We start from the raw sequence: 23,374 nt of genomic DNA on the forward strand, positions 1-23,374 counted from the left end.
CCCTTTTCGTCTCAAGCTTTTTTCACCGATTGTTTAATCACTCATCCTCCAGCGGAGCAATGCGCGTTGACCCACCGTGGAATTTTTCACGGCGACGCTGAACCAGCGCGAAGAAACCCGGGATCAGGAACGTACCCGCCAGCAGCACACACAGCAACCCGCCAGTCAATGAGATCCCCAGTGAGTTCTGACTGATATGTCCGGCTCCGGAAGCAAAAATCAGCGGTAAAATCCCCAGAATAAATGACCAGGAAGTCATGTTTACCGCACGGAAACGCAATTTACCGCCGCGAACCGATGCTTGCTCAATATCCAGTTCTTTCTCTTCCCGCTCAATCTTGGCAAATTCTACGATCAAGATGGCGTTTTTCGCCGCCAGAGCGATCAGCAGTACCAGACCAATTTGAGCATACAGATTGAGCGGTGTGCCGGTTAATGCCAACGCCAGGAAAGAGCCTAACGTTGCCACAGGCACAACCAGAATAATTGCCAGCGGAATACTCCAGCTTTCATACTGCGCGACCATAAACAGGTAAATAAATATCAGTGCCAGAGCAAACGCGTAAATCGCCTGATTACCAGCCTGTACTTCCTGATAGGCCATCCCCGTCCACTCATACTGATAGCCCTGAGGCAGTACCTCAGCCGCTACCCGTTCCATTGCCGCAATCGCATCGCCGCTTGAGTAACCCGGTGCCGGACTACCCTGAATGACCGCTGCGCGGTACATGTTATAACGCCATGCCACATCAGGCTCAAATACCTGTTCAACCGACGTAAGGGTACTGAGTGGAATCATCTCGCCGGATGATGAACGGACATGAAAACGTTCCAAAGTATCCAGACTGTCACGGTAATCGCTGTCAGCCTGTACCGTTACCCGGAAATTCTTTCCGTACAGGGTAAAATCGTTCACATACATTGAACCAAGGTTACCTTGTAACGTCTGGAAAATATCCGTCAATGGGATGCCCAGCTGTTTAGCTTTCACCCGGTCTATGTCAATGTAGAAATGCGGTACATTGGCCCGGAACGTACTGAAGGTGTACTGAATTTCAGGTTGTGCATTGGCCTGCTGAATCAGCTCTCCCATTACTTTTGCCAGATCAGTACGACTGCGACCCAATGTGTCTTCCAGGACAAACTCGAATCCCGATGCAGCGCCCATTCCCGGCACCGCTGGCGCTCCCATAGCAAACACCACCGCTTCAGGAACATCTGATACTGCGCGGCCGTTGATCCGGTTTGAAATCGCAAATGATGAGTGATCACCGCTCATTGCCAAGCGCTCTTCCCAGCTTTTCAGTTTAATAAACAGTGAAGCGCCATTTGATGCGGCAGCACCGGTGAGGAACGCATAGCCATTGGCCACGGTGATCCCTTCAATACCCGGTTCCTGATCCAAAATAGCCTGAAGCTTTTCGGTCACCTCTTCGGTACGCGATAGCGAAGCGGCATCCGGCAGCTGTACGTTGACCAGCAGAATGCCTTTATCTTCCGTTGGTACAAACGCTGTTGAGGTGGTGTTGGACAAGTAAGTCACTGCGCCAACCGCCAACACAAAGAACGCCACCAATACCGCCGTTTTCCTGACAAGGAATCCGGCAATAACACCGTATTTATGTGTGATACGATCCAGCCCACGGTTAAACACCGTAAACCAGCGAGCGTTATTTTCTCCCCCTTGCTTAAGGACCAGCGCACACAAAGCCGGTGACAGAGTCAGGGCATTGATGGAGGAAATAACAACCGAAATACAGATTGTCAGCGCAAACTGGCGATACATGATACCGGTGATCCCCGGTAACATTGCGACCGGCAGGAACACGGCTAACAACACCAACGTGGACGTAATGATCGGCCCGGTCACTTCTTTCATCGCAATCAACGTTGCTTTGCGGGGCGTCAGGCTTGGATCATGCTTCATATTGGTATCGACGTTCTCGATCACCAGAATGGCATCATCCACAACGATACCAATCGCCAGAATCAGACCAAACAACGTGACAGTATTGATGGTAAAGCCTGTCGCCAGCATGATGGCAAAAGTACCAATAAGCGAAACCGGAATGGCCACGACAGGAATCAGCGTTGAACGCATGCTCCCCAGAAACAGGTAGGTAACCGCAATAACCAGCAGAATCGCTTCAATCAGGGTTTTGACAACCCCTTTGATCGATTCAGATACAAACAAAGTGGTATCGTAGCTGGTCTCATAATCCATTCCTTCCGGAAAATCTGCGCTCATCCGATCCAACAGTTCCATCACCGCTTTGCCACTGTCCAGTGCGTTGGCATCGGATTGCAGATTCAGCGCAACAATAGACGCCGGTTGATTACGGAATTTACCATTGCCGTCGTAGAACTTCTTACCCAGTTCAATACGTGCGATATCTTTGAGATACACCATTGAACCATCATTGTTGGCGCGCAGAACGACGTCCTCAAATTCAGCAACGCTTTCCAGTCGTCCTTTCGTCACCAGGTTGAACTGCACTTCCTGGGTATTGTTGTATGGCGGCGCGCCCACTTTACCGGCAGCAACCTGTACGTTCTGCTCGGCCAGCGCAGCATTCACATCCGCAGTCGTGATGCCCAGGTTGGCCATTTTTTCCGGATTCAGCCAGACCCGCATTGAGTATTCGCCACCACCGATGACGTTAACTTCACTGATACCTTTAACACGAGCCAGCTGATCTTTCACATTCAGGTTGATGTAGTTAATCAGGAACTGGTCATCGTATTTTCCATCAGGCGAATAAAAGTTCAGCACCATCAACAAATCCGGTGACCGTTTTTTTACGGTAACCCCGACCATTCGCACTTCAGCCGGAAGCTTGGATTCAATCTGAGAAACCCGGTTTTGCACGTTCACCTGCGCCATATCGGGATCGGTACCGATATCAAATGTCACGTTCAGGTTGTACGAGCCATCATTGGCACTTTTTGAGGACATGTAGATCATGTTCTCTACGCCGTTCACAGACGCTTCAATCGGGTCGGCAATCGCTTCTTCAACAACCTCTGCACTGGCACCAGAATAGTACGCCGTAACAGACACCGATGGCGGGCTGATTTTCGGGTATTCCGCCACTGGCAGATTCAGCAGTGAAATCAGGCCGGCCAGAGTCAGAATGATGGAGATGACCAACGCAAACTTAGGTCGTTGAATAAAAAATCGACTTAGCATGATTATTCCTGCGCCTCATCGTTTTCCAGTCGAACTGTCATGCCGTTTCTGACACGCTGCAAACCTTTAGTCAGAACCACATCACTGTCCGCAAGGCCGTCGGTAATGATCACACCATGTTCAGTTTGAGGTCCCAGCACAACATTCCGGCGTTCAGCGATATTCCCTTCTGCCAGTACCATGACGAAATCCCCTTCCAGATCGCTTTGCACCGCTCGGCGAGGGATGACCATGCGCTTAACCGGCTCTTTTTCACGCAAAAATACCTGAACATGCTGACCGGGTAACAATTCCTGATCCGGGTTGGCAAAATTGGCGCGCATTGCAATGGTGCCTGTTTTAAGGTCAATACGGTTTCCGATAAAGTCCACCACACCCAGTTCACTGTATGTTTCGCCATTTGTCAGAGTCAGTACCACTTCCACATCGTTCTGTCCCCGACCCGCCCCATCAAGGCTGTCAATCCCCAACTCCAGACGCTGACGCTCACTGACATTAAATGATGCCTGTATCGGATCCAGGCTGACCAACGTAGTTAAAATACCGGAGCCCGGTGAAACCAGATCGCCGATACTCACTTTGCTGTCACTGATTCGGCCGGTAAAAGGCGCAGAAATTCGGGTATAAGACAAGTCCACCTCCGCCGCTTTTACCTGTGCATTGGCCGCTTTCAATTGCGCTTCTGCATGCAGCTTTTCTGCCGTCAGACGATCATACTCCGCTTTGCTGATACTTCCTTTGGGCAACAAGTTCTCTGCTCGCTGCCAATCGAGATTTGCGCGTTTCAATGAGGCTTCCGCCTGAGCGATGGCTGCCTTGGCACTGGCCAGTTTAGCTTCATAGGCTGCCGGTTCAATTTCAAACAGTACCTGACCTTTGTGTACGATCTCCCCTTCTTTAAAAGAGCGTGACTTCAAATAGCCGGATACCTGCGCAGAGATGGCCACATCTTCAATGGCTTCCGTTCTGCCCACAAACTGTTTACCCTGTTGATAGTCAATCACCGTCACCGGCTGCGCCACAACCAGTGGGCTAGCTGCTGGTGCTTGACCTGTAGATTGCTCACCACAACCAACAAGCAAGGCTGAGCTGATTAGTGTTGCAATCACTAATTTTTTATTCATATTGCCGACCATATATAATTGATAAAATAAACATAAATCCAGAGAAGTGACCGAGGCTTTGCACTACTCAGGCGAAAATGCCCATATTCAGGGGAGAATAAAAATCGTGCGGAAACACTAACAATTGAGGGTTTAATAGAAGCTGAATGTCTTCAGCTCAGAGACAGGTTTAAATTTTAATTTGTTTCCAAATGTTTCCGTAAGCCATATTTTCACCAATTTATACTGGCTAACAGAAAAAGCCTCCTTAATAATCAGCAAATTAATAACATCCACCATTCAATGAGGAATCAACTTAATGGACTACTTTCCCATTTTTCTCTCACTTAAAGGCAGAAAAATCAGTGTTATTGGTGGTGGCGAAGTGGCATGCCGGAAAGTCGACTTATTGCTCAAGGCTGACGCCGATATCACAGTGACGTCCCCCGAACTGCACCCGCATCTGGAACGACTGGAACAAGCTGGAAAAATTCACTGGAATAATGACGTATACCAACCTTCAGTACTCGACCACGCCGATCAGGTTTGGGTAACCACCAACAACCGTGCTCTCAACCAATCCATTTATTCCGATGCGGAAGCCCGGGGGATCTGGGCCAATGTGGTTGATGACCGCCAGTACTGCCATTTTATTACCCCATCGATCATTGACCGAAGCCCGATCCAAGTTGCGGTATCCAGCGGCGGTGCATCCCCGGTTCTGGTTCGGTTTTTGAGGGAAAAGCTGGAAACACAACTGCCACAGAATCTCAGTCTATTGGCTGACTATGCGGGTAAACAGCGTGACAGAATCAAGGAACACTTCAAGACGGTAGATGAACGGCGGAAATTCTGGGAGAGCTTTTTTCGTCACCCCCAAGTTGAGCTGGCCAACTGTGAACATGAACTCGACGAGGTATTTACAACCCTGCTATGTGCAACCGCCCCTTCTGGCGGCGCTTTGTATCTTATTGAAACCGGCGACGATCCCGAACTCCTGACTCTCAAGGCCCTACGTCTGATGCAGCAATCGGAATTTGTCCTATTTCCCGGAGAAGCAGAAGATATCTTTGTTGATTTATGTCGCCGTGATGCCGACCGCGCCCCTTATGACGAACAAAGCCTGTTTAATCAAGTTGAAAAACATCTCAGCGACGGGTTCAGGGTTTGTGTTCTGGCAAATAAGGTGGACGCTGAAAAAGTATTCAGGCCGCTTAAGACACTCACTGTCGCACAGCATATTCCTTGCCTCTGACATTCCGGCAAACACTTATCCTGATAGTGATTATCCTGAAATAAAAATGCCGCCCATTTCGGGGCGGCATTATTAAATCGTTTTAACTCTATTTCTTTATTTCTATATTTTTTATTTCTTTGTGAGAGTCAGTTTTGCTCTGCCGTAGCCAGGTTCGTTTTGGGTGCCAACCGCTGCTGCAACCATAGACCAGAGGTTTTCATGGTATAGCCGAATACGGCCCCCAAGATCAGTGAAGGTACTACCAGCTTCCAGTCACCAGAGGCGGCAAATGTGGCGCAAGAACCAATAAACGTCCCCGGAATAAAGCTCAACCACGATTTCTTTGCCTGCACACACATCAAAAACGCGACAAAAGCAGTGACAACGTAACCAATAATTTCAAGGCTTGCCAGCTGTGACAGATAGATGATCATCATAGCCCAGAATACGCCGCTCATATTGGTAGCAATGCTCAGGCCAAGCCCTTTGATTCCGTCTTTAGGGGACGCGAAATACGTTGTGCAGCCCAAAAAGCCCGCCCAGCTCAGAAGCCCTAAAGAAACAGCAACCCAGCCCCACACACCAGATAAGATTCCGGTTGTAATTGCAATCGCCACTAGTACAGACATATCCCACTCTCTCAATGTTTGCTAAGGGTGCAGTGTAATGAATTCACCCGCCCTCAACATCAATACAGATCACATTTTTACTTAATTGTTATCATTAGTTTTCATTTAAAAGTGACCGGCATCACTTAAAGTTAATCAAAGCAGCCATCGCCTTTATCATCGCCACTATGTTTACCACGTTCCATTTAAGGCATAATGGGAACCATTAATGGCCTTACCTGAGGAGACCTTATGGGTCCTTTAATGCTTGATGTTTCAGGCTATGAACTTGATGCAGAAGATCGTGAAATTATCCAGCACCCGACTGTCGGCGGGATCATTTTCTTTGCACGCAACTACCACGACCGTCAGCAACTCAGAGCGCTGACCAAAGAGATCCGCAAAACAGCAAATCGACCTTTTCTGATTGCTGTCGATCAGGAAGGTGGCCGAGTACAACGCTTCCGTGATGAATTTACCTTGCTTCCTCCTGCCAAAGCATTTGCGTCTCACGCACAGGGGTTGGAATTGGCACAGGACGGTGGCTGGCTGATGGCAGCCGAACTACTGGCTATGGATATTGATCTGAGTCTGGCTCCGGTACTGGATCTTGGTTTTGACTGTAAAGCAATTGGTGATCGCGCATTCTCGGATCAGCCTCAGCAAGTGATTCGCTATGCCAGCCAATTTATCAAAGGAATGAAACAGGCAGGCATGGCAGCCACCGGCAAACACTTCCCGGGCCATGGCGGTGTGATCGCCGATTCTCATCTGGAAACGCCTGTTGATTCTCGCGATTCAATCAAATCTCACGATATGACGGTTTTTAAAGCGCTGATTGAACAAAATCTGCTGGATGCAATGATGCCAGCACATGTCGTTTTCGACCACTTCGATAGCGCGCCAGCCAGCGGTTCTGAATACTGGCTTAAACAAGTACTGCGTCATGACCTGAAGTTCAATGGTGTCATTTTTTCTGATGACCTGAACATGAAGGGTGCAGACGTACTGGGTAGTTATGGTGACCGGGCTATCGCGGCACAGCAAGCAGGCTGCGATATGGTCATGCTTTGCAATAACCGCGAAGGCGCCATCCAGGCTCTGGATGGGCTGCCGCAAACGCAGGTACCGAGCCTAGAGACACTGTGTAAAAAATCGACCGGAGAATACAGCGAACTCACCGCATCGCGCATGTGGCAGGAAACGCAACAACGTATTTCTCGCTTAACAGAAGAATGGCGCGAAAAAAACGCCTGATCAATCTGTGATGAGCGGCGCTCTGGGTGCTGATCATTTCGAAGGGCTTAGCAGTGTTTTATTACAAGACACCGAGCGCTTCAACCATTTGAATGGCCGCATGATGCGGCCATTCACTAACAAAAACTATAATCAAAATCTTTAATCAAAATTTTTAATGTAGACGACTGTTATTAGCCTATTGGCTTAACCCATTTCCACCGGATCATCCCCTGTCCGCCGGTTTGCCGCCATCGACTTACAGAAATACGCGAAATCCTGAAAATTCATTGGCTTACCAAAGTAGAAACCTTGTTGTAAATTAACTCCCCGCTGAGCCAGATACATTGACTGCTCCAGCGTTTCAACGCCTTCTGCAATCATTTCCATTCCAGCCTCCCGGCCAAAAGCAATGATGGAATCAAGGAGTGACAGTTTGATATCACTGGTCCCAATGGTCTCAACGAACATCTTGTCGATTTTCAGACTCCGGATGTTCAGTTGCTGAATGTAACTAAACCCTCCATACCCTGTCCCCACGTCATCCAGCTTGACGTCTACCCCTTTACTTCTGAGCAAATCAATCACATCTGACGCCATTGCCAAATCCGTAAACTGCTTTCGCTCTGTGACTTCAAATGCGATTTGCCGTGGTGATATCTGAGAACGGTACAAAAGCGCCAGTGACTTTTCCATGATTTCATGGCTTTCCAGATGGTCTGGAATCACATTAATGCTGAGTACCTGTTGTGTTTGCTGCCAGTTCAGTTTACTGATTTCGTTCACCGCTTTGGTGATGAGCTGATCGGTAATAGGGAATATCTGACCACTTTTCTCGACGTAAGGGATAAATTCCATCGGAGAAATCATTTCATTATCAGGGCGCTGCCAACGCGCCAACATTTCACAGCCGTACAGGGTGTTTGATGCCACATCGACAATAGGCTGGTAAAAAGGAATAAATTCCTGCTTCGCCAGACCTTCATCCACCAGTGCATGTAGCGAGAGCTTACGACTTTGAATGAGTCGGTGACCAGCAAGAATCGCTCCCCCCAGAAAAACACCCATTAAAAACAGCGGCAACCAGAAAGCCTGGCGATAGCTATCCATTAAAGCGGACTGAACATAGACTTTTACAGTCAGTCTATCGATCAACGGGAAACTCATCAGTGGCGGGGTCTGTAACAGGCTGATATCGCCCCGCATCAGCACCACAGTCGGATTCAATTCAGCGGACACCGCCACCAGCAAACAACTGGTACAGTACTTATCTCGGAGTGAATCTGAGATCAGCGGTTCGAGATATACCAACAACTTGCCTTTCTCAACGTGCTTCTCTACGACCAGCAACTGTTCGTTACTGTGGGCTTCGTTCGCCACCCACAACCCAACGCCCTCTCTGAGCGGAGACACCAAAGGAAGTAGTTGTCTTTCCGGTTCAATACTTTCCATGCTGTTGCAATGACGGCCATCCGGCAACTGTAAACGCATCCGGCGAATCAAATAATCGTGATAGGTTAATTGCTGAAGTTGGCGACGATCCTGCTCAAGGCAATTAAATTCAAAGACGGAGGCTAATTGACTGAGCTTTTCAGGATAGTGAGTAATCTGGCTGGAATAATAACTTAAGGTCTGTTCCACATCAGAAGCAACTAAATATCGAACATATTGCCTTGAGGCATAACCATTAAACAAGGAACAGGCAAACGCGATACTCAGAACAAAAATAAGGGAAACGTAATGGTATTGCGTCATCCACGTTCCAAATCGACGACTGATACCGTCATCAAGATGGCAGAAATCTTTCAATTGCATATTTACCGCAAACTCAAACCAAACAATCCTGACGACAGGGTCAGAATCATCAACTAATCGATTCGCTCGGTATCTGTTTTTTCATCGGATTACATCAGGATTGAACAACCCGGTGACATTTACGAAGCAGGCAAATAACAATATTCATTAAAGAGCATATTAACAAGAGTGCATTTAACAATTTGTCGAGATATAGGTCACAACCGTGAGTGATAACCGATTGATAGAAAAGGTGTAAACTTAAAACTTTTCTTGCTGCCCAGATTTTTTAACGCCAGATGATTTTGCCTGCTTCACCACAATGGCTAATACAAAATCATCTATCGTGTCTAACAGCTTTCAGCTATGTACGGCAAAGACGTAAACCACACATGCTCGTTACAAAGCAATATAAAAACAAAAAGCGCCCTCAGGCGCTTTAACGGTTAACTGCAATGTCGAGCGTGTTCGATTACAGGGAGTCCCGAGAGTAATCCAAATCTTTGGTGCAACGTTTTTCTTTCAAAATGATGAATACTGCACCGACGATGAATGCTACAACTAACAGGGTTTCCATGAGAATACCTTAAACCTTTGAGATTATGCTCTTAATAGAGCTGCCAACACATCAAACCAAAGGTCTAAAAATTGCCTCTCCCACACATCAAAGCCAATTTTTAGACGTGAAATAAGATACCTGAACCGAACAAAAGATCTACTGAATTGTTATCGCACTGTGACACAATGAACAATAATTTTACGTTATTGCACAATTTCCAGAATAGCGATAAAAGCACTTGGTATGCGTACCAAAATAACGTGTCACAAGGCACAAAACAGCATGTAAAAATGGGTAACTGTCAGGCAGATAACTTACCTATATATTCTGTTCTGATTGAGAAAAAATAACCAGATAAGAATGAGTGATTATTCTTAGTGTCTCAAATTAGATAATCTAATTTTACGAAAATTGCCGTCATTTCAACCACCGTTTCCGCCCGGCAACAGCAACGGACAGTAAGCAATCAAGAGGAAATCCTCTCACCGTGTTCGAGAGACGCTTTAGCAGCTGAATACATACCCAAGAAAATACACAATAATAGGAACTAAATCAAAGCCGATTCATTCCCCCTATGATAGTTTCTCTGCCTGAACTGACTCTATGCGCCAAATATGAGTAAAACTGACATTCAAAGCGTCGTTGCTAATTTTACGTCTATCGAGCAAGCCCTCGATTACTTTGACATTGGCTACGATAGCAAGTTTATCAATGAGTACCGAATCCAATTGGTGAAGTCATTTAATGGCTATCTGATACTGGAAAAACCTAAAGACTGGTTTGCTGCGCGTCGTGCCCTGAAAAATGCCTACTGCAAAATTCAGCGATCTCGGTTGGACAAACATACACGGCAGGCATGTCGGGGATGTACATCTTGCCAACGACGCTGATTAAGCATTGGGTTTCGCCCATCCCCTTCATTAGCAGATGTTTGCTTCAGTAATATGTGTTGTCCACTTAACACGTACCGTTAAATCGACATAACGCACATAATGCAAGCGCATTAAAAAAGGGCGTTTCCGCCCTTTTTATCACTACCAATCACTGACTATATGAGACAAGTTAGTTTTAGAGCCAACGAGCCTGTCCCGTAAAGGTCACAGATAACCAGGTGTCTCCGAGTTGATCATGCAGAGCATCCCAAAGCACTTGACGAACCTGATCCTGTCTTGTGGTTGTCCAATATTTTTCATCTTTAACCAAGATATTCACTTCCAGATCGTACTGACGACCTGTCTTGGCAAAGTGATGCGTGTAATCTTCGAAATGGTAGTCTTCCGCCAGTTTTTCGATCACACGGTCAACTTTCTTCTGGACACCGTCTTGCGGGGCAACCAGAAGCACTTCTTTCAGGTTACGACGTAAAACAGTAATTGGCAGTACTGCAGCCGCCAGAGACAGCGCAGATACCAGAATGGGGTCCACATAGCGGTTCCATTGAGAATATCCCAACGAATCCAGGGCCATTACAAGTAAGAAGCCGACTAAAATTGCCGCACTGAGTATACCGTCAATCAGCCATTCCTGTGAGTCTACTCGCACCAACTCAGATTGCACTTTTTTGGCAATATGCGTTTCAGCAAAGTAGATACCAAAACAACAGAAAGTCGACATAACCGCATAAATCAACGCATGTTCGAGGACAATATCATGTCCTCCGCTGACAATGGTTTGCACACCATTAATAAACGCGAACAAACAGGTCACTAAGATGAGCAAGCCATTGACGACGTTAATAAGCGGTTCAATATGAGCATAACCAAACTGAAAGTGATGATCGTCAGGCTTTGCAACGAGATAGGCGGTATACAGGCTAAGGCCTGTCATCCCCATACTCATAAGTGAAAACATGCCGTCGAGAAGAATGGCATTGGATCCGACATACAATCCATACCCCACCCCGAGACTGGCTAAAACAACAGTACCAGCCAGGGACATTTTAAGCGCCAGACGCTCCTTACTAAATTTACGGCTAGTAGCCATAATCTCCTCCTCATTTATCTTGATTGGGCCGGATAAGCCCTGGGTTAATGATGAATAATTCATTGAATTTCTTTGATGTAAGTATCCGAAAGGATTGTTACATTAATACTATTAGCACAATGGCTTACATGCCATCAAGCAGGGATCGCATCCTTCAGCCAGCGAATAAATTCATTTTTTCGCAACGCGGTGTGTAATGCGGCCTGCTGTTTACCTTTCTTAAATATCAGAATAGTCGGTACACCACGAATTCGGTACTTTTGTGCCAACACTTTGTTTTTATTTAAATTAACACGAACAAAGCGGTAATGATTACGATGTTGAGCCGCGACCTGATCAACAATGGGTTTAAATGTCTGACACGGGGTGCATTGATTCCCCCAGAAAACAACCACAACCGGTTTGGGCGATTGGATTAAACGCGTTAACTGGTTTGCATCAGCCTCAACGGGTTTACCATCAAGAAGTGGTTTCTGACAGCCCTGACAATCAGGTGTGTTTGACAAAGAGTTCGGCATTAATGCCGCAGAGCGCCCGCAATGCGGACAGGTTACCGAGAATGAAGACATAAAAGATGAAACTGACCAAAGACGCCTGATTGTACCAGAAATACCAATAAAGCAACACTGCCCAAGGTTGTTGGCTGTGTTTTGCCTTCACCGTCTCGACGGCCTGTCCTAAGCCCTGACTGAACACCCACAATTTTCGCTTAATTTGCGTTTTTGCGCCCGTCTAACGTCATCCCAACGCTTTGTTACGCTTCTTCTGTAAGAAGTTTTCTGAATGCCGTAATTCTGTATAGTGCATTCAGTAAGCCTGCAGTCTGTAGCCCGGCTTTGCTGTAACCCGGCTTTGCCGGGACCAATCTGACCCGGAATGCACGTCGTTACAGCCAAATCCAGAGACCGATTTACCCGAGAGCGTGACCAGATAACGGTAATTTACGGCACGGCTTTTTCAAGTTGCAGCCTTTCGATGTCATTAAAGAAATTAATCAGCTTCGCTCTGCTGACACTGTATTCAAAATCTGTCCCGTCACAAAAATCATTGTCACGCTGTAAATCCGGACTTTTTAGCCAGACAAACTGACAGGTGGCATGCAGCTCGCAAGCCTGATTACGCTCCTGCTCCAACTGATGCCAATAGTTAACAAAGTGTTTCAGCGCATAATCCAGCTGTTCATAATTTTCTGCGCTTAATTCAGGCTGAAGCGATTTCAGCTCACTATTTCGCTCATCCATATACTGATCAAAGGATGCGGTTAATGATTGCATCGCACCGGTATGGTAACACTCTCCGTTAACATATTGTGCTTTCTGATTTGCAACATCACCTATATTATCCTGAGAAGTACAGGCTGCAACCAGGAATAACAACCCAAAACAACTGAACCCTTTCATAGCACACCTAAACGACTGATTTCAGGTAATCAAGGCACACCTGTCACCCTTTTTTATCGACTTTCAACATCCTGTCTTACCCTGTCCGAAATGTGCCCACATTTTACCTAGACTGCCAGTAATTATGCGCCATCCGGACGGATACCGCCGGGTAACAACGCTAAGTCTCAAGAGTCAGACAACTGTCGCATGGCTTATTCAATTCTGCTGCCAAAAAGCAAAGTGTACAGAATTATTTACTCATTTTAATTTAACAACTGAAAGCAGGCGTTAACATTTTGATTACAATTACTACTATCGAGTGCGCCATGCAGTGCCCAAACTAATTATTGTCTACCCCGGCGCGCTCTTTGCATTGCTGTCCGCCTCTTTGAGGCAGCTACAGAAGGAGCTAACAATGAATGTCCAGGCTATGCCTATGCATCGCTTTATTGACCATGAGGGTCAACTGGTAAATCCCCTGCCAGCGTGGGCTGATATTGCCACATTGAAAGGATTCTATTGTGATATGGTGCTGGCGCGCACCTATGACAACAAAGCTGTTGCTTTGCAACGCACCGGGAAATTGGGTACTTACCCATCAGGTCTGGGTGCGGAGGCGATCGGTATTGCGGTAGGTCGCGCACTGAAATCCACCGACGTTTTCATTCCTTACTATCGTGACTTGCCTGCTATGTGGGCACGCGGCATTGGTATGGAAAAAAACCTTCAATATTGGGGCGGCGATGAACGCGGCAGCGACTTCTCTCCCAACGATCAACATTGCCGGGATCTGCCATACTGCGTTCCAATTGCAACCCAATGTACACATGCTGTCGGCGTTGCCGCTGCCCTGAAAATTCAGGGTCAACATCATGCTGCACTTGTTACCTGTGGTGACGGCGCAACGTCCAAAGGGGATTTTCTGGAATCTTTAAACTGTGCGGGCGCATGGAACATCCCTCTGGTATTTGTCATCAACAACAACCAATGGGCCATTTCCGTTCCCCGTACTATTCAGTGCGGTGCTGAATTCCTGTCTGATAAAGCCAAAGGTGCAGGTATTGAAGGGATCACCGTCGATGGTAACGACATTGTTGCCATGTATGACGTGTTGCTGAAAAAACTGGACAAAGCTCGGAAAGGAAAAGGAGCCACTCTGGTTGAAGCGGTCAGTTACCGCCTCAGTGATCACACCACGGCTGATGATGCCACCCGCTATCGCAGTGAAGATGAACTCCAGCAAGCCTGGCAGTACGAACCTATCTCCCGTCTGAGAAAGTACCTGGTTTCGCAATCAGCGTGGTCAGATGAAGAAGACAAACAATGGCAACAGCATTGCAAGGATGTCATCGAAAATGTTGTCGAAAAATACCTGGCGATTATCCCTCAGCCGCCTGAGTCTGCCTTTGATTTCCTTTACGAATCGTTAGACTCAGAACTTCTCAAACAACGGGATCTCATCATTAATAAAGCAATGCGCATGCAGGGAGGCCAGCATGGCTGAAATTACTCTACTGGAAGCGGTCAACCTCGCGCTCCATCATGAAATGACACACGACCCGAATGTTGTTGTGCTTGGGGAAGACGTGGGCGATAACGGTGGGGTATTCCGAGCTACCGTTGGCCTGAAAGATAAGTTTGGCGTGAAACGCGTCATTGATACACCGTTAGCCGAAGCCCTGATTGGCGGCGTAGCTGTCGGTATGGCCACACAAGGGCTACGCCCGGTCGCTGAGTTTCAGTTCCAGGGTTTTGTTTTTCCGGCAATGGAACATCTGATTTGCCATGCGGCGCGAATGCGTAACCGTACCCGTGGTCGTCTGACTTGCCCGGCAGTTTTTCGTGCCCCTTATGGTGGGGGCATTCATGCACCGGAGCATCACTCTGAGAGCGTGGAAACTATATTTGCTCATACTCCCGGCATGAGTGTGGTTATCCCCTCTTCACCTCAGCGTGCTTACGGGTTATTGCTGGCGGCAATTCGCAGTAACGATCCAATCATGTTCTTTGAGCCAAAACGTATCTATCGCACGGTGAAATCCGAAGTGATCGATAACGGTCAGGCTTTACCACTCAATACCTGTTTTACGCTGCGTAAAGGCCGCGATTTGACACTGGTGACCTGGGGGGCCTGCGTAGTGGAATCACTGAAAGCTGCCAGTGCCTTGTCCAATGTAGGCATTGAAGCTGAAGTGATTGATGTAGCCACAATTAAACCTCTCGATATGGCAACCATTACGGCGTCACTGGCGCGGACTGGACGCTTACTGGTTGTGCATGAGGCCTGCCAGACATGTGGTGTCGGCGCTGAGATCCTCGCCCGTATTGCAGAACATGACATGTGCCTGCTGAAAGCCCCACCTAAGCGGGTGACCGGGCCGGATACCATCATGCCTTATTACCGAAACGAAGATTATTTCATGATTCAGGAAGAAGATATTGTTGCAGCGGCGCGCGAGCTGGTGGAGGGTTGGAAATGAAAACATTTATGCTCCCTGACTTAGGGGAAGGTCTGGCAGAGTCTGAAATTGTTGAATGGCACGTCAAAGTCGGTGACATCGTCGAAGTTGATCAAATCGTGCTAACCGTTGAAACCGCTAAAGCCACCGTTGATGTCCCTGCCCCATACAGCGGCAAAATTGTCAACCGTCACGGGGAAGAAGGTGATGTGATCAATATCGGCAGTCTGTTGCTGGAAATTGATGATGCAACAGCAGCTTCCGCAACTGTGAAACAGAAAGCCAGCCAGGCTGCTACACACGCAACTGCGAAAAAAGCGGATGCCGCTACCGTTGTCGGCAGTGTCGCCAGTCATGCACACGCGGTGAATGTCGATGAGTTCTGGGTTGGTAATGAGCGTGAATCGGCTGCTGTTCACCAGCTTACAGCTATGCCTTCTGCACGTTTACTGGCACAAAAGCTGGGCGTGGATCTGAATGCCATTAAAGGAACAGGCCCTTCGGGTGTGATTATTGATGCTGACGTGTATAACGCCTGCGACAAACAATTGCCTGGTACTGAAGTCCTCAAAGGTGCCCGTCGCACAATGGTGGGCGCCATGGCGGAATCGCACAAGCAGATTGCAGCGGTAACCATTACTGAAGATGCCACGCTGGAACAATGGAAGCCGGGAGAAGATATTACAGCTCGTCTGGTATTAGCCATTGTTGATGCCTGTCAGCAAGAGCCGGCACTCAATGCCTGGTTCGATGCTGAAACCATGACCCGTTGTGTACATCAGACCGTCAACATTGGTGTAGCCGTTGACAGCAAACACGGCTTATATGTACCCGTGCTGAGAAATGCGGATGAGTACAAGGCTAACGCTATTCGTCAGTGGGTGGACGAAACCGTCAAAGGTATTCGTGAGCGCAAGATTGGCCGTGATCAACTTCAACATGCGACAATCACCCTGTCGAATTTTGGCGCTATCGCCGGTATTTATGCCACACCGGTTGTGACGCCACCTCAGGTCGCCATTGTTGGTGCCGGACGCATTATTGAACGCGTCGCATTGAAAAACGGCAAACCGGTCATGGTGAAAGTCTTGCCGCTGTCGATGACCTTCGATCACCGAGCCTGTACCGGCGGTGAAGCAGCGCGCTTTATGAGGGCGCTGGCTAAACACCTTGAGCAACCATACGCTTAACCGAGACACTCAAGCAAAACACAAAAAAATGCCAGTCACTTGACTGGCATTTTTCATTGAGTGGTCTTTGATTGACGCTGTATTACTCTTCGTCAGCAGACGGTGTTTCAGGCTTGCGCTTTTTAGGCACAAACACGTTATCACCCACAGCCATGTTGTCGTAGAAGCGCTTATCCATCTTCTTCTTCGGTTTGTCAGCAGCTGGTTTGTCGCTCTTAGGTGCCTGAACTTTTGGTCCCGGCTTCTTCTTCACAAACTTCTTCTTCGGTGCCGGTTTCAAGCCTTTGAACTTGCCTTCCAGACCTTCCAGTGTTGTGAATTCAATCGATTGCTGCAGGAAAGCTTCTACATTTTTAAAGCTCTTCCAGTCTTTCGGACCAACCAGAGAAATCGCATCACCTTTGTTACCGGCGCGGCCCGTACGACCAATTCGGTGAACATACTCTTCAGCATGTTTAGGCATGTCAAAGTTGATAACGTGTGAAACCTTGCTGATGTCCAAGCCACGTGATGCAACATCCGTCGTCACCAGAATTTTATGACAGTCACGCTCAAACTGGCTCATGATGTTGTTACGCTGAGTCTGGTTCATCTCACCACTCAACGCTACCGCTTTAAGTTTGCGCTCGTTCAGCAGTGTTGTCAGACGATCAGTATCTGCTCGTGTCGCCGTGAAGATGATCATCTGATCGTAATCTTCTGTTTCCAGCAACTTATCTAACAGCGCTTGCTTGTGATCAAGGTGATCACACAGCATGAAACGCTGAGCAATGTCGGTATGCGCTTCGGCAGAGTGGCCGACAGAAATGCGTTTTGGTGCATTCAGCATATCACTCGCGATGCTGACCACATCGGCATGATCCAGTGTCGCGGAGAACATCAGTGTCTGACGGCGACGGTGATTTGCAGCTTCGTGAATACGACGCAACTGCGCTTCAAAACCCAGATCAAGCATACGGTCCGCTTCATCCAGAATCAGCATTTCCAGGCCATCCAGATGTGTGCTGCGGTGCTCAAGGTGGTCAGCCAGACGACCCGGGGTGGCAATAACAAACATCGGGTCTTTACGCAGAGCTTTAACCTGATCATTGAAGTTTTCACCCCCAACAATCAAAGCACCGTCATACGGTGTACCAGCGTTTAGCGTTTTCAGCTGAGCAAAAACCTGCTTCGCCAGTTCACGGGTTGGCGTCAGAACCAGCACTCGAGGATCACGACGAGTGAATGGCTTACAGCGGTACATACGCTGCATAGCTGGCAACAAGAATGCCAGGGTTTTACCGGAGCCCGTTTTAGACGAAGCCAGCACGTCCTTGCCGAGGATACCGACAGGAATCGCAGCTTGTTGAATTTCAGTTGGTTTATAGAACGCCAGGTGGTTCAGTTTTGAAATCAGGCGCTGGTCTAATCCAAGATCGTTAAATTGCAAAATGGTGCTCCGGTTAAGATGCTCTCAGATGAACAAAAACAATACAGTGATGCAAGACGTGATAACAATCACGCCAGAGTAAATTTATTAAGCAGGGAATTATACCATAATTCTGATGTGAGACACGAAAAACGTCCATATCTAGCGGGATTTCATGAACATAACCTGACAAGGGCTATTTTATACCCAGAGTCAGTAACAGAGGGCTGTCCGGAGATCTCCACTTTCGTTTTGATTGGGTCTGATTTCCTTGACCAGCCCTGCTCTCTGCATCCGATTCTGGCAAATTTTTTATTAGGAATCAGTTTCTGACCATCATTTTCTGACAAAGCAATGCCAGCGTATATGCACTCAACCTCATATTGCGATTCATTTAAAAACCCTGAAAGCGCTTATAGTAAAATCAGATTGAGGGTTGAACAACGAATAAAACACTGTATTATTTATTCATCTTACGAAGAACAGGATGTCTTATATGACAACAAAAACAATGACCTCTGAAAGTATCGGATTCCCTTTGCTTCTGGCATTGCTGATTACCTCAACCATTATTTGGTCTGGTATCAATCCCGTCTTTCCGCAAGTATGGATCGCGGAAATTATTCCGGTCTTACTCATTTTTATTCCACTGGTACTGACCTACCGCCGTTTTTCTTTTTCGCATACTGCGTATTGTTTTATGTCGATCTGGCTCATTATGCATACCATTGGAGCCCACTACACGTTTGCTAACGTGCCATTCGACTGGTTTAACAACCTGGTTGGTTCCGAGCGCAATCACTTCGACCGTATAGCCCACTTTTCTATTGGTTTTTATGCATTTCCTATTGCTGAATTTCTGACCCGTAAAGAACATTGCAAACCCTGGCTGGCCGGTTTGTTTGGCCTGACTGCCATTATGGCTGTTGCTGCAGGATATGAAATCATCGAATGGTGGTACGCCATTCTGGCCGGTGGTGACGCAGGGATTGAATTTCTTGGCAGTCAGGGCGATATCTGGGATGCTCAGCAAGATATGCTGGCTGATACATTAGGCGCCCTTACCAGCCTGATCGCTTTTGCACTTATCAAGCCTTACCAGAAGTGAGCTCAGTGCCTCTCCTTTCGCTTATCGGAAAGAAGAGCATCTTTATAAAGATGCATTAATTCAGGCCACGCTGGTTTATAAAATCTGAGAGCAAAATAAAGCAAAAAAGCCCGCGCAAAACTGCGCGGGCTTTTTCAATATAAACACTGATACATTTAGCTGTATCAACCCATTTCAGAGCAGAAGAAACGGGGTTACAAATCCGGATAGCCGGTCGGGTTCGCTGACTGCCAGCGCCAGGTATCCGCTGTCATATCATCAATCGTACGGGTCGCTTCCCAGTGCAGCTCTGCTTTGGCTTTGGTTGGGTCAGCCCAGCATTCTGCAATGTCGCCCGGGCGACGTGGTGCAATTTTATAGGCGACATCAACGCCAGATGCTTTCGAGAAAGCTTCGACCATCTGCAACACACTGTAACCGTTACCGGTTCCCAGGTTATACACATGTAGCCCAGGCTCACGGCCTTTGTATTTCAGTGCGGCTAAGTGGCCATCGGCCAGATCCAGTACATGAATGTAATCACGCACACCTGTACCGTCCACCGTTGGGTAATCATCACCGAAGACAGACAGAAACTCACGACGACCAACAGCAACCTGCGAAATAAATGGCATCAGATTATTAGGAATACCCTGCGGATCTTCGCCCATTTCACCCGACTGATGAGAACCCACCGGGTTGAAATAACGCAGCAGCGTAATGCTCATTTCCGGGTGGGCTTTCTGAATATCAGTCAGGCACTCTTCCACCATGAGCTTACTGCGGCCGTAAGGATTGGTTGCGCTGGTCGGAAAGTTTTCCATGATAGGTACGGACGCCGGATCACCGTAAACCGTGGCAGAAGAACTGAAGATCAGACTGTTCACGCCTGCCGCTCGCATTGCTTCAACCAGTACCAGTGTACCGTGAACGTTGTTGTCGTAATATTCCAGTGGTTTTTCCACCGATTCGCCAACCGCTTTCAGACCGGCAAAATGAATAACCGCTTCAATTTGGTTTTCAGCAAAGACGCTATCAAGAAAAGCACGGTCCCGGATATCGCCTTCAAAAAAGGCCGGTGATACGCCTGTCAGCTTTTCGATACGAGCCAGTACCGACTTCTTACTGTTGTAGAGATTATCAACAATAATTGGGGTCAGGCCCGCTTCAATCATTTGTACGCAAGTGTGGCTACCAATGTAACCCATACCACCCGTTACCAAAACATGCATGTATCTCTCCCTGTCATCTTTTCATTACTCAAACAATTGTATAAGTGGGTTTGAGAAAACGTAAAACTATCATATGACAAGGCAAAATACAGGCCTAATATGAACATTCGTATAATTTCAAGCCACAATATCTCATTAGTTATAAATAGCTGCAGGAAAAAATCGAACGCCGTATAATAGTTAACTCATCGGAGGAGCTATTATGACTACCACGCGACCTTTTCACTTTGTCCTTATCGCTATTTTTCTGTTGTTGAGTCTTACCGGTTGCGAGCTGGTTGACTGGAAAGCACGTCAGGATCACGACACTTTAACGGATGCCGGTTTTGAAGAACATTACCTGACACTGCAGGAAGGCGGACGAATCAAATACTGGGTTGGCGGTAAAGGTAAGCCGCTTCTGCTGCTGCACGGTTTCGGGGGCACCGCCATCTCCACATGGAAACGTGAAATGCTGGCACTGAATCAGGATTATCAGGTCATTGCTCCGGACTTAGCGTGGTTTGGTGATTCGTTCAGTGAAGGCACTCCAAACCTCACCACGCAGACAAACGCTGTCTGGCAAATTCTGGACGCCATGAATATTGAGAAAGTCGCTGTTGCCGGTATTTCCTACGGTGGTTTTATTACTTACAACATGATGCTTAACCCCGAACGCATTGATAAAAGCATTATCATCGCCAGTCCCGGTCCCCTGTTCAGTGATGCAGATCTTCAGGCGCTTTGCCTGCGCGCAGGAGTGGAACATCCCGAGCAACTGTTTGTTCCGCAAAACGGGAATGAGGTCAGACGCTTGTTTGATCATGTTTTCTTTGAGCCGAAATCCATGCCGGATTTCGTTGCTACAGACATTTACAACAGCTATTTTTCGCCATATCGACAGGAAAAAGCGGACTTGATTCGCTCGCTGGTTCATGACAGGACGCGTATTGCAAATTTGCCGACGGATAACCTACCACCAAGCCTGTTAATATGGGGCGACAGCGATCAGATCTTCCCGCTACGTAATGGGATTGCCCTCAGCCACTACCTGTCGACGACCCTGGTTGTTCTTCCTGATACCGGTCACGGTGTCACGAATGAGCAACCACAGACTGTCGTTCGCTTACTCAAGAGTTTTCTTGGATAACCGGCTCTGATCACGGGCAAATGTAAAATCACTTAACGCACAACGGGTGAACCACTTATGAACACCAAAACACTCTGCCAATGGAAGTGCTTCTCAGTTGAACAGTCTCCGCATACATTACCGGATGGGCGTAAAATCGAATTCACCACAGTGCGCCACCCTGGCGCTGTTATTATTGTTCCGGTTAATCAGCACGGAGAGCTCGTCATGATCCGCCAGTATCGCCCTGCCATTGGAGACTGGATCTTTGAGTTTCCTGCCGGAACACTTGAAGATAAGGAAAACATTCTGGAATGCGCAAAGCGCGAATTGGCGGAGGAGGTACAGTTGTCCGCCGACCATTGGCAGAGCTTAGGTGAATTGTTTCCGGTGCCGGGTTTTTGCGATGAGATCCAGCATCTGTTTTTGGCAAAAGACCTAACGTCTTGTTCCGGGGAGCAGGATGACGATGAAATCATTGATGTTGTAACTATGACACAATCCGAATTCCTGGCAAAAGTTGCCAACGACGAAATTAAAGATGCCAAAACACTGGCTTCATTTCTGAAAATTCAGGCGAAAGATCTCTTGTAACTTTGTTTTGCGTACTGCTCATCAAGTTATGTATGCTCCTCACGTCTCTAAGTCTGCGACAACCGGTTAGCGCAGAGAGTTTCTTGAGCAAATGAAACCAGAGTTGTAAGTAAACGTGAAATAGGCGGGCATCGGGTTCGCCTTTTGACTAAAACTGTGGCATCGTTCCGCTCGATGACTGAAATGGCGATGTGAACATCGTGCCCCGAAATAACATCACCGTTAATACGGGCAAGATGCTGTCTTTGCAGCCCTTTCAGGCTCTCATTATCATTGATACCAAGAGTAACTCAGATATTAACTATGGATACCTTGTTTACCATTCTCAATAAAATTGCCGCTTTCGTTGCCATGCTGATGTTTGTTATCGGTGGCGGATTGGCTCTGTATGCCATGGTATATGGCCAATAACCCTCAGGTTATCGGCCATCGCCGGGTTACATTCGCATCCCCCCGTCCACTTCCAGTACACGACCGGTAAAGTACTCATTTTCAAAAATGTATTTTACCGCGTGGGCAATTTCTGCAGGTTCTGCAATACGGCCAACCGGAATCATAGTTTTCAGCCGCTCAATGGCTTCCGGCTTAATTTGGCTGGCCATAGCCGTTTCCACCACGCCAGGTGCCACAGCCGCAGCCCGAATACCGTAACGTGACAGTTCTTTTGCCCAGCATACCGCCATGGTCGCAACCGCTGCCTTCGAGGCCGCATAGTTGGTTTGCCCCATATTCCCGGCTCGTGCAACGCTGGAAATATTGATGATGACGCCTTTGCTTCCGGTTTGAATCATGCTCGCGGCGGCCTCTCGGCCACACAAGAACGTGCCGGTCGTATTTACCGTCATGACAGAGCTAAATTGTTCCAGTGACATTTTGCTCATCCCTTCCGAGCCCGGCTTGACCAACAGCCCGTCACGGATAATTCCGGCATTGTTCACCAGCCCATTCAGTTTTCCAAAATCAGCCACAATGGCTGAGAACGTCTCTTCAACCTGAGCTTCATTGGTCACATCAGCCGCATAAATTTGTGCTTTTGCACTGAGCATATGGCACTGGCGCTGGGTCTCTTTAAGAGCATCCACATTCAGGTCAATCAAGGCTAACTCTGCACCGGCTTTGGCCAAAGTGACTGCCATCATCTGACCCAGACCTTGCCCGGCACCGGTAATCGCAATTGTCGCGTTTGTTAAATCCATTTGTTATC

20 protein-coding genes are annotated in these 23,374 nt (G+C 47.6%); 10 read left to right on the forward strand and 10 right to left on the reverse strand.

Going from position 1 to position 23,374, the window contains the following annotated elements; genetic code table 11:
• Positions 1 to 37: 37 nt before the first annotated feature.
• Entirely contained in the window at positions 38 to 3,190 is a 3,153-nt protein-coding gene (locus FH974_RS20925; protein ID WP_207103730.1) for an efflux RND transporter permease subunit, read from the reverse strand.
• Between the two features lie 2 nt (positions 3,191 to 3,192).
• Positions 3,193 to 4,314 carry an efflux RND transporter periplasmic adaptor subunit gene (locus tag FH974_RS20930; protein WP_047886310.1) on the reverse strand — a complete coding sequence of 374 codons (1,122 nt, stop codon included), beginning with the start codon at positions 4,312 to 4,314 and terminating at the stop codon, positions 3,193 to 3,195.
• A 298-nt stretch (positions 4,315 to 4,612) separates the two neighbouring features.
• Between FH974_RS20930 and FH974_RS20935 the strand changes: the two genes are divergently transcribed.
• Positions 4,613 to 5,548, forward strand: a complete 936-nt coding sequence (locus tag FH974_RS20935) for a precorrin-2 dehydrogenase/sirohydrochlorin ferrochelatase family protein (RefSeq protein WP_047885775.1) — start codon at positions 4,613 to 4,615, stop codon at positions 5,546 to 5,548.
• A gap of 128 nt (positions 5,549 to 5,676) precedes the next feature.
• On the opposite strand, the gene FH974_RS20940 is transcribed toward FH974_RS20935, so the two are convergent.
• Positions 5,677 to 6,159: a DUF1097 domain-containing protein gene (locus FH974_RS20940; protein ID WP_207103731.1), complete on the reverse strand. Its 483-nt coding sequence runs from the start codon at positions 6,157 to 6,159 to the stop codon at positions 5,677 to 5,679.
• Between the two features lie 231 nt (positions 6,160 to 6,390).
• On the opposite strand from FH974_RS20940, the gene nagZ reads away from it, so the two are divergent.
• Positions 6,391 to 7,395, forward strand: a complete 1,005-nt coding sequence (nagZ, locus tag FH974_RS20945; protein ID WP_207103732.1) for a beta-N-acetylhexosaminidase — start codon at positions 6,391 to 6,393, stop codon at positions 7,393 to 7,395.
• A gap of 186 nt (positions 7,396 to 7,581) precedes the next feature.
• Here the strand turns inward: nagZ and FH974_RS20950 are convergent, their stop codons facing one another.
• Positions 7,582 to 9,189 (reverse strand): EAL domain-containing protein, encoded by a 1,608-nt coding sequence (locus tag FH974_RS20950; protein WP_242551899.1) that lies wholly within the window; start codon positions 9,187 to 9,189, stop codon positions 7,582 to 7,584.
• A 1,152-nt stretch (positions 9,190 to 10,341) separates the two neighbouring features.
• Between FH974_RS20950 and FH974_RS20955 the strand changes: the two genes are divergently transcribed.
• Positions 10,342 to 10,617: a nitrogenase-stabilizing/protective protein NifW gene (locus FH974_RS20955; RefSeq protein ID WP_047885778.1), complete on the forward strand. Its 276-nt coding sequence runs from the start codon at positions 10,342 to 10,344 to the stop codon at positions 10,615 to 10,617.
• 178 nt (positions 10,618 to 10,795) lie between these two features.
• Here FH974_RS20955 and FH974_RS20960 read toward each other — a convergent pair whose 3' ends face one another.
• The 3 genes from FH974_RS20960 to FH974_RS20970 form a co-directional block, all read right to left on the reverse strand.
• Positions 10,796 to 11,773, reverse strand: coding sequence for a cation diffusion facilitator family transporter (locus tag FH974_RS20960; RefSeq protein ID WP_242551900.1), 978 nt, complete (start codon positions 11,771 to 11,773; stop codon positions 10,796 to 10,798).
• A 71-nt stretch (positions 11,774 to 11,844) separates the two neighbouring features.
• On the reverse strand, positions 11,845 to 12,279 hold the full coding sequence (gene trxC / locus FH974_RS20965) for a thioredoxin TrxC (RefSeq protein WP_047885780.1): 435 nt from the start codon (positions 12,277 to 12,279) through the stop codon (positions 11,845 to 11,847).
• A 372-nt stretch (positions 12,280 to 12,651) separates the two neighbouring features.
• A complete protein-coding gene (locus FH974_RS20970; RefSeq protein WP_047885781.1) occupies positions 12,652 to 13,110 on the reverse strand; it encodes a hypothetical protein in 459 nt (152 codons plus the stop codon).
• Positions 13,111 to 13,507: 397 nt separating this feature from the next.
• Here FH974_RS20970 and pdhA point away from each other — a divergent pair, with 397 nt between their 5' ends.
• The 3 genes from pdhA to FH974_RS20985 are packed head-to-tail and all read left to right on the forward strand — an operon-like array spanning position 13,508 to position 16,741.
• Positions 13,508 to 14,596, forward strand: coding sequence for a pyruvate dehydrogenase (acetyl-transferring) E1 component subunit alpha (pdhA, locus tag FH974_RS20975; RefSeq protein WP_047885782.1), 1,089 nt, complete (start codon positions 13,508 to 13,510; stop codon positions 14,594 to 14,596).
• Positions 14,589 to 15,572, forward strand: a complete 984-nt coding sequence (locus FH974_RS20980; protein WP_047885783.1) for an alpha-ketoacid dehydrogenase subunit beta — start codon at positions 14,589 to 14,591, stop codon at positions 15,570 to 15,572. Before pdhA ends, FH974_RS20980 begins: the two co-directional genes overlap by 8 nt.
• Positions 15,569 to 16,741 carry a dihydrolipoamide acetyltransferase family protein gene (locus FH974_RS20985; protein ID WP_047885784.1) on the forward strand — a complete coding sequence of 391 codons (1,173 nt, stop codon included), beginning with the start codon at positions 15,569 to 15,571 and terminating at the stop codon, positions 16,739 to 16,741. Before FH974_RS20980 ends, FH974_RS20985 begins: the two co-directional genes overlap by 4 nt.
• Positions 16,742 to 16,823: 82 nt before the next feature.
• Here FH974_RS20985 and FH974_RS20990 read toward each other — a convergent pair whose 3' ends face one another.
• Positions 16,824 to 18,170, reverse strand: a complete 1,347-nt coding sequence (locus FH974_RS20990) for a DEAD/DEAH box helicase (RefSeq protein ID WP_047885785.1) — start codon at positions 18,168 to 18,170, stop codon at positions 16,824 to 16,826.
• Between the two features lie 475 nt (positions 18,171 to 18,645).
• Here FH974_RS20990 and FH974_RS20995 point away from each other — a divergent pair, with 475 nt between their 5' ends.
• Positions 18,646 to 19,257: a DUF2238 domain-containing protein gene (locus tag FH974_RS20995; RefSeq protein WP_242551902.1), complete on the forward strand. Its 612-nt coding sequence runs from the start codon at positions 18,646 to 18,648 to the stop codon at positions 19,255 to 19,257.
• Between the two features lie 194 nt (positions 19,258 to 19,451).
• Here FH974_RS20995 and galE read toward each other — a convergent pair whose 3' ends face one another.
• A complete protein-coding gene (gene galE / locus FH974_RS21000; protein ID WP_047885786.1) occupies positions 19,452 to 20,468 on the reverse strand; it encodes a UDP-glucose 4-epimerase GalE in 1,017 nt (338 codons plus the stop codon).
• A gap of 202 nt (positions 20,469 to 20,670) precedes the next feature.
• Between galE and FH974_RS21005 the strand changes: the two genes are divergently transcribed.
• From FH974_RS21005 to FH974_RS21015, 3 genes are all read left to right on the forward strand, one after another.
• The gene (locus tag FH974_RS21005; protein WP_047885787.1) at positions 20,671 to 21,597 is read left to right on the forward strand and encodes an alpha/beta fold hydrolase; all 927 of its coding nucleotides are present in this window, start codon (positions 20,671 to 20,673) and stop codon (positions 21,595 to 21,597) included.
• Between the two features lie 57 nt (positions 21,598 to 21,654).
• Positions 21,655 to 22,170, forward strand: a complete 516-nt coding sequence (locus tag FH974_RS21010) for an NUDIX hydrolase (protein WP_047885788.1) — start codon at positions 21,655 to 21,657, stop codon at positions 22,168 to 22,170.
• A 303-nt stretch (positions 22,171 to 22,473) separates the two neighbouring features.
• Positions 22,474 to 22,581, forward strand: coding sequence for a hypothetical protein (locus tag FH974_RS21015; RefSeq protein ID WP_047885789.1), 108 nt, complete (start codon positions 22,474 to 22,476; stop codon positions 22,579 to 22,581).
• A gap of 26 nt (positions 22,582 to 22,607) precedes the next feature.
• Here the strand turns inward: FH974_RS21015 and FH974_RS21020 are convergent, their stop codons facing one another.
• Positions 22,608 to 23,366, reverse strand: a complete 759-nt coding sequence (locus tag FH974_RS21020) for an SDR family oxidoreductase (RefSeq protein ID WP_047885790.1) — start codon at positions 23,364 to 23,366, stop codon at positions 22,608 to 22,610.
• Between the last annotated feature and the right edge of the window lie 8 nt (positions 23,367 to 23,374).

This window comes from Photobacterium ganghwense, assembly GCF_017329545.1.
Lineage (GTDB): Bacteria > Pseudomonadota > Gammaproteobacteria > Enterobacterales > Vibrionaceae > Photobacterium > Photobacterium ganghwense.

Excerpts from the sequence above, each read along its gene's own strand:
- FH974_RS20925 (WP_207103730.1), bottom strand. The coding sequence starts at position 3,190 with ATGCTAAGTCGATTTTTTATTCAACGACCTAAGTTTGCGTTGGTCATC.
- FH974_RS20930 (WP_047886310.1), bottom strand. The coding sequence starts at position 4,314 with ATGAATAAAAAATTAGTGATTGCAACACTAATCAGCTCAGCCTTGCTT.
- FH974_RS20935 (WP_047885775.1), top strand. The coding sequence starts at position 4,613 with ATGGACTACTTTCCCATTTTTCTCTCACTTAAAGGCAGAAAAATCAGT.
- FH974_RS20940 (WP_207103731.1), bottom strand. The coding sequence starts at position 6,159 with ATGTCTGTACTAGTGGCGATTGCAATTACAACCGGAATCTTATCTGGT.
- nagZ (WP_207103732.1), top strand. The coding sequence starts at position 6,391 with ATGGGTCCTTTAATGCTTGATGTTTCAGGCTATGAACTTGATGCAGAA.
- FH974_RS20950 (WP_242551899.1), bottom strand. The coding sequence starts at position 9,189 with ATGCAATTGAAAGATTTCTGCCATCTTGATGACGGTATCAGTCGTCGA.
- FH974_RS20955 (WP_047885778.1), top strand. The coding sequence starts at position 10,342 with ATGAGTAAAACTGACATTCAAAGCGTCGTTGCTAATTTTACGTCTATC.
- FH974_RS20960 (WP_242551900.1), bottom strand. The coding sequence starts at position 11,773 with ATGAATTATTCATCATTAACCCAGGGCTTATCCGGCCCAATCAAGATA.
- trxC (WP_047885780.1), bottom strand. The coding sequence starts at position 12,279 with ATGTCTTCATTCTCGGTAACCTGTCCGCATTGCGGGCGCTCTGCGGCA.
- FH974_RS20970 (WP_047885781.1), bottom strand. The coding sequence starts at position 13,110 with ATGAAAGGGTTCAGTTGTTTTGGGTTGTTATTCCTGGTTGCAGCCTGT.
- pdhA (WP_047885782.1), top strand. The coding sequence starts at position 13,508 with ATGAATGTCCAGGCTATGCCTATGCATCGCTTTATTGACCATGAGGGT.
- FH974_RS20980 (WP_047885783.1), top strand. The coding sequence starts at position 14,589 with ATGGCTGAAATTACTCTACTGGAAGCGGTCAACCTCGCGCTCCATCAT.
- FH974_RS20985 (WP_047885784.1), top strand. The coding sequence starts at position 15,569 with ATGAAAACATTTATGCTCCCTGACTTAGGGGAAGGTCTGGCAGAGTCT.
- FH974_RS20995 (WP_242551902.1), top strand. The coding sequence starts at position 18,646 with ATGACAACAAAAACAATGACCTCTGAAAGTATCGGATTCCCTTTGCTT.
- galE (WP_047885786.1), bottom strand. The coding sequence starts at position 20,468 with ATGCATGTTTTGGTAACGGGTGGTATGGGTTACATTGGTAGCCACACT.
- FH974_RS21005 (WP_047885787.1), top strand. The coding sequence starts at position 20,671 with ATGACTACCACGCGACCTTTTCACTTTGTCCTTATCGCTATTTTTCTG.
- FH974_RS21010 (WP_047885788.1), top strand. The coding sequence starts at position 21,655 with ATGAACACCAAAACACTCTGCCAATGGAAGTGCTTCTCAGTTGAACAG.
- FH974_RS21015 (WP_047885789.1), top strand. The coding sequence starts at position 22,474 with ATGGATACCTTGTTTACCATTCTCAATAAAATTGCCGCTTTCGTTGCC.
- FH974_RS21020 (WP_047885790.1), bottom strand. The coding sequence starts at position 23,366 with ATGGATTTAACAAACGCGACAATTGCGATTACCGGTGCCGGGCAAGGT.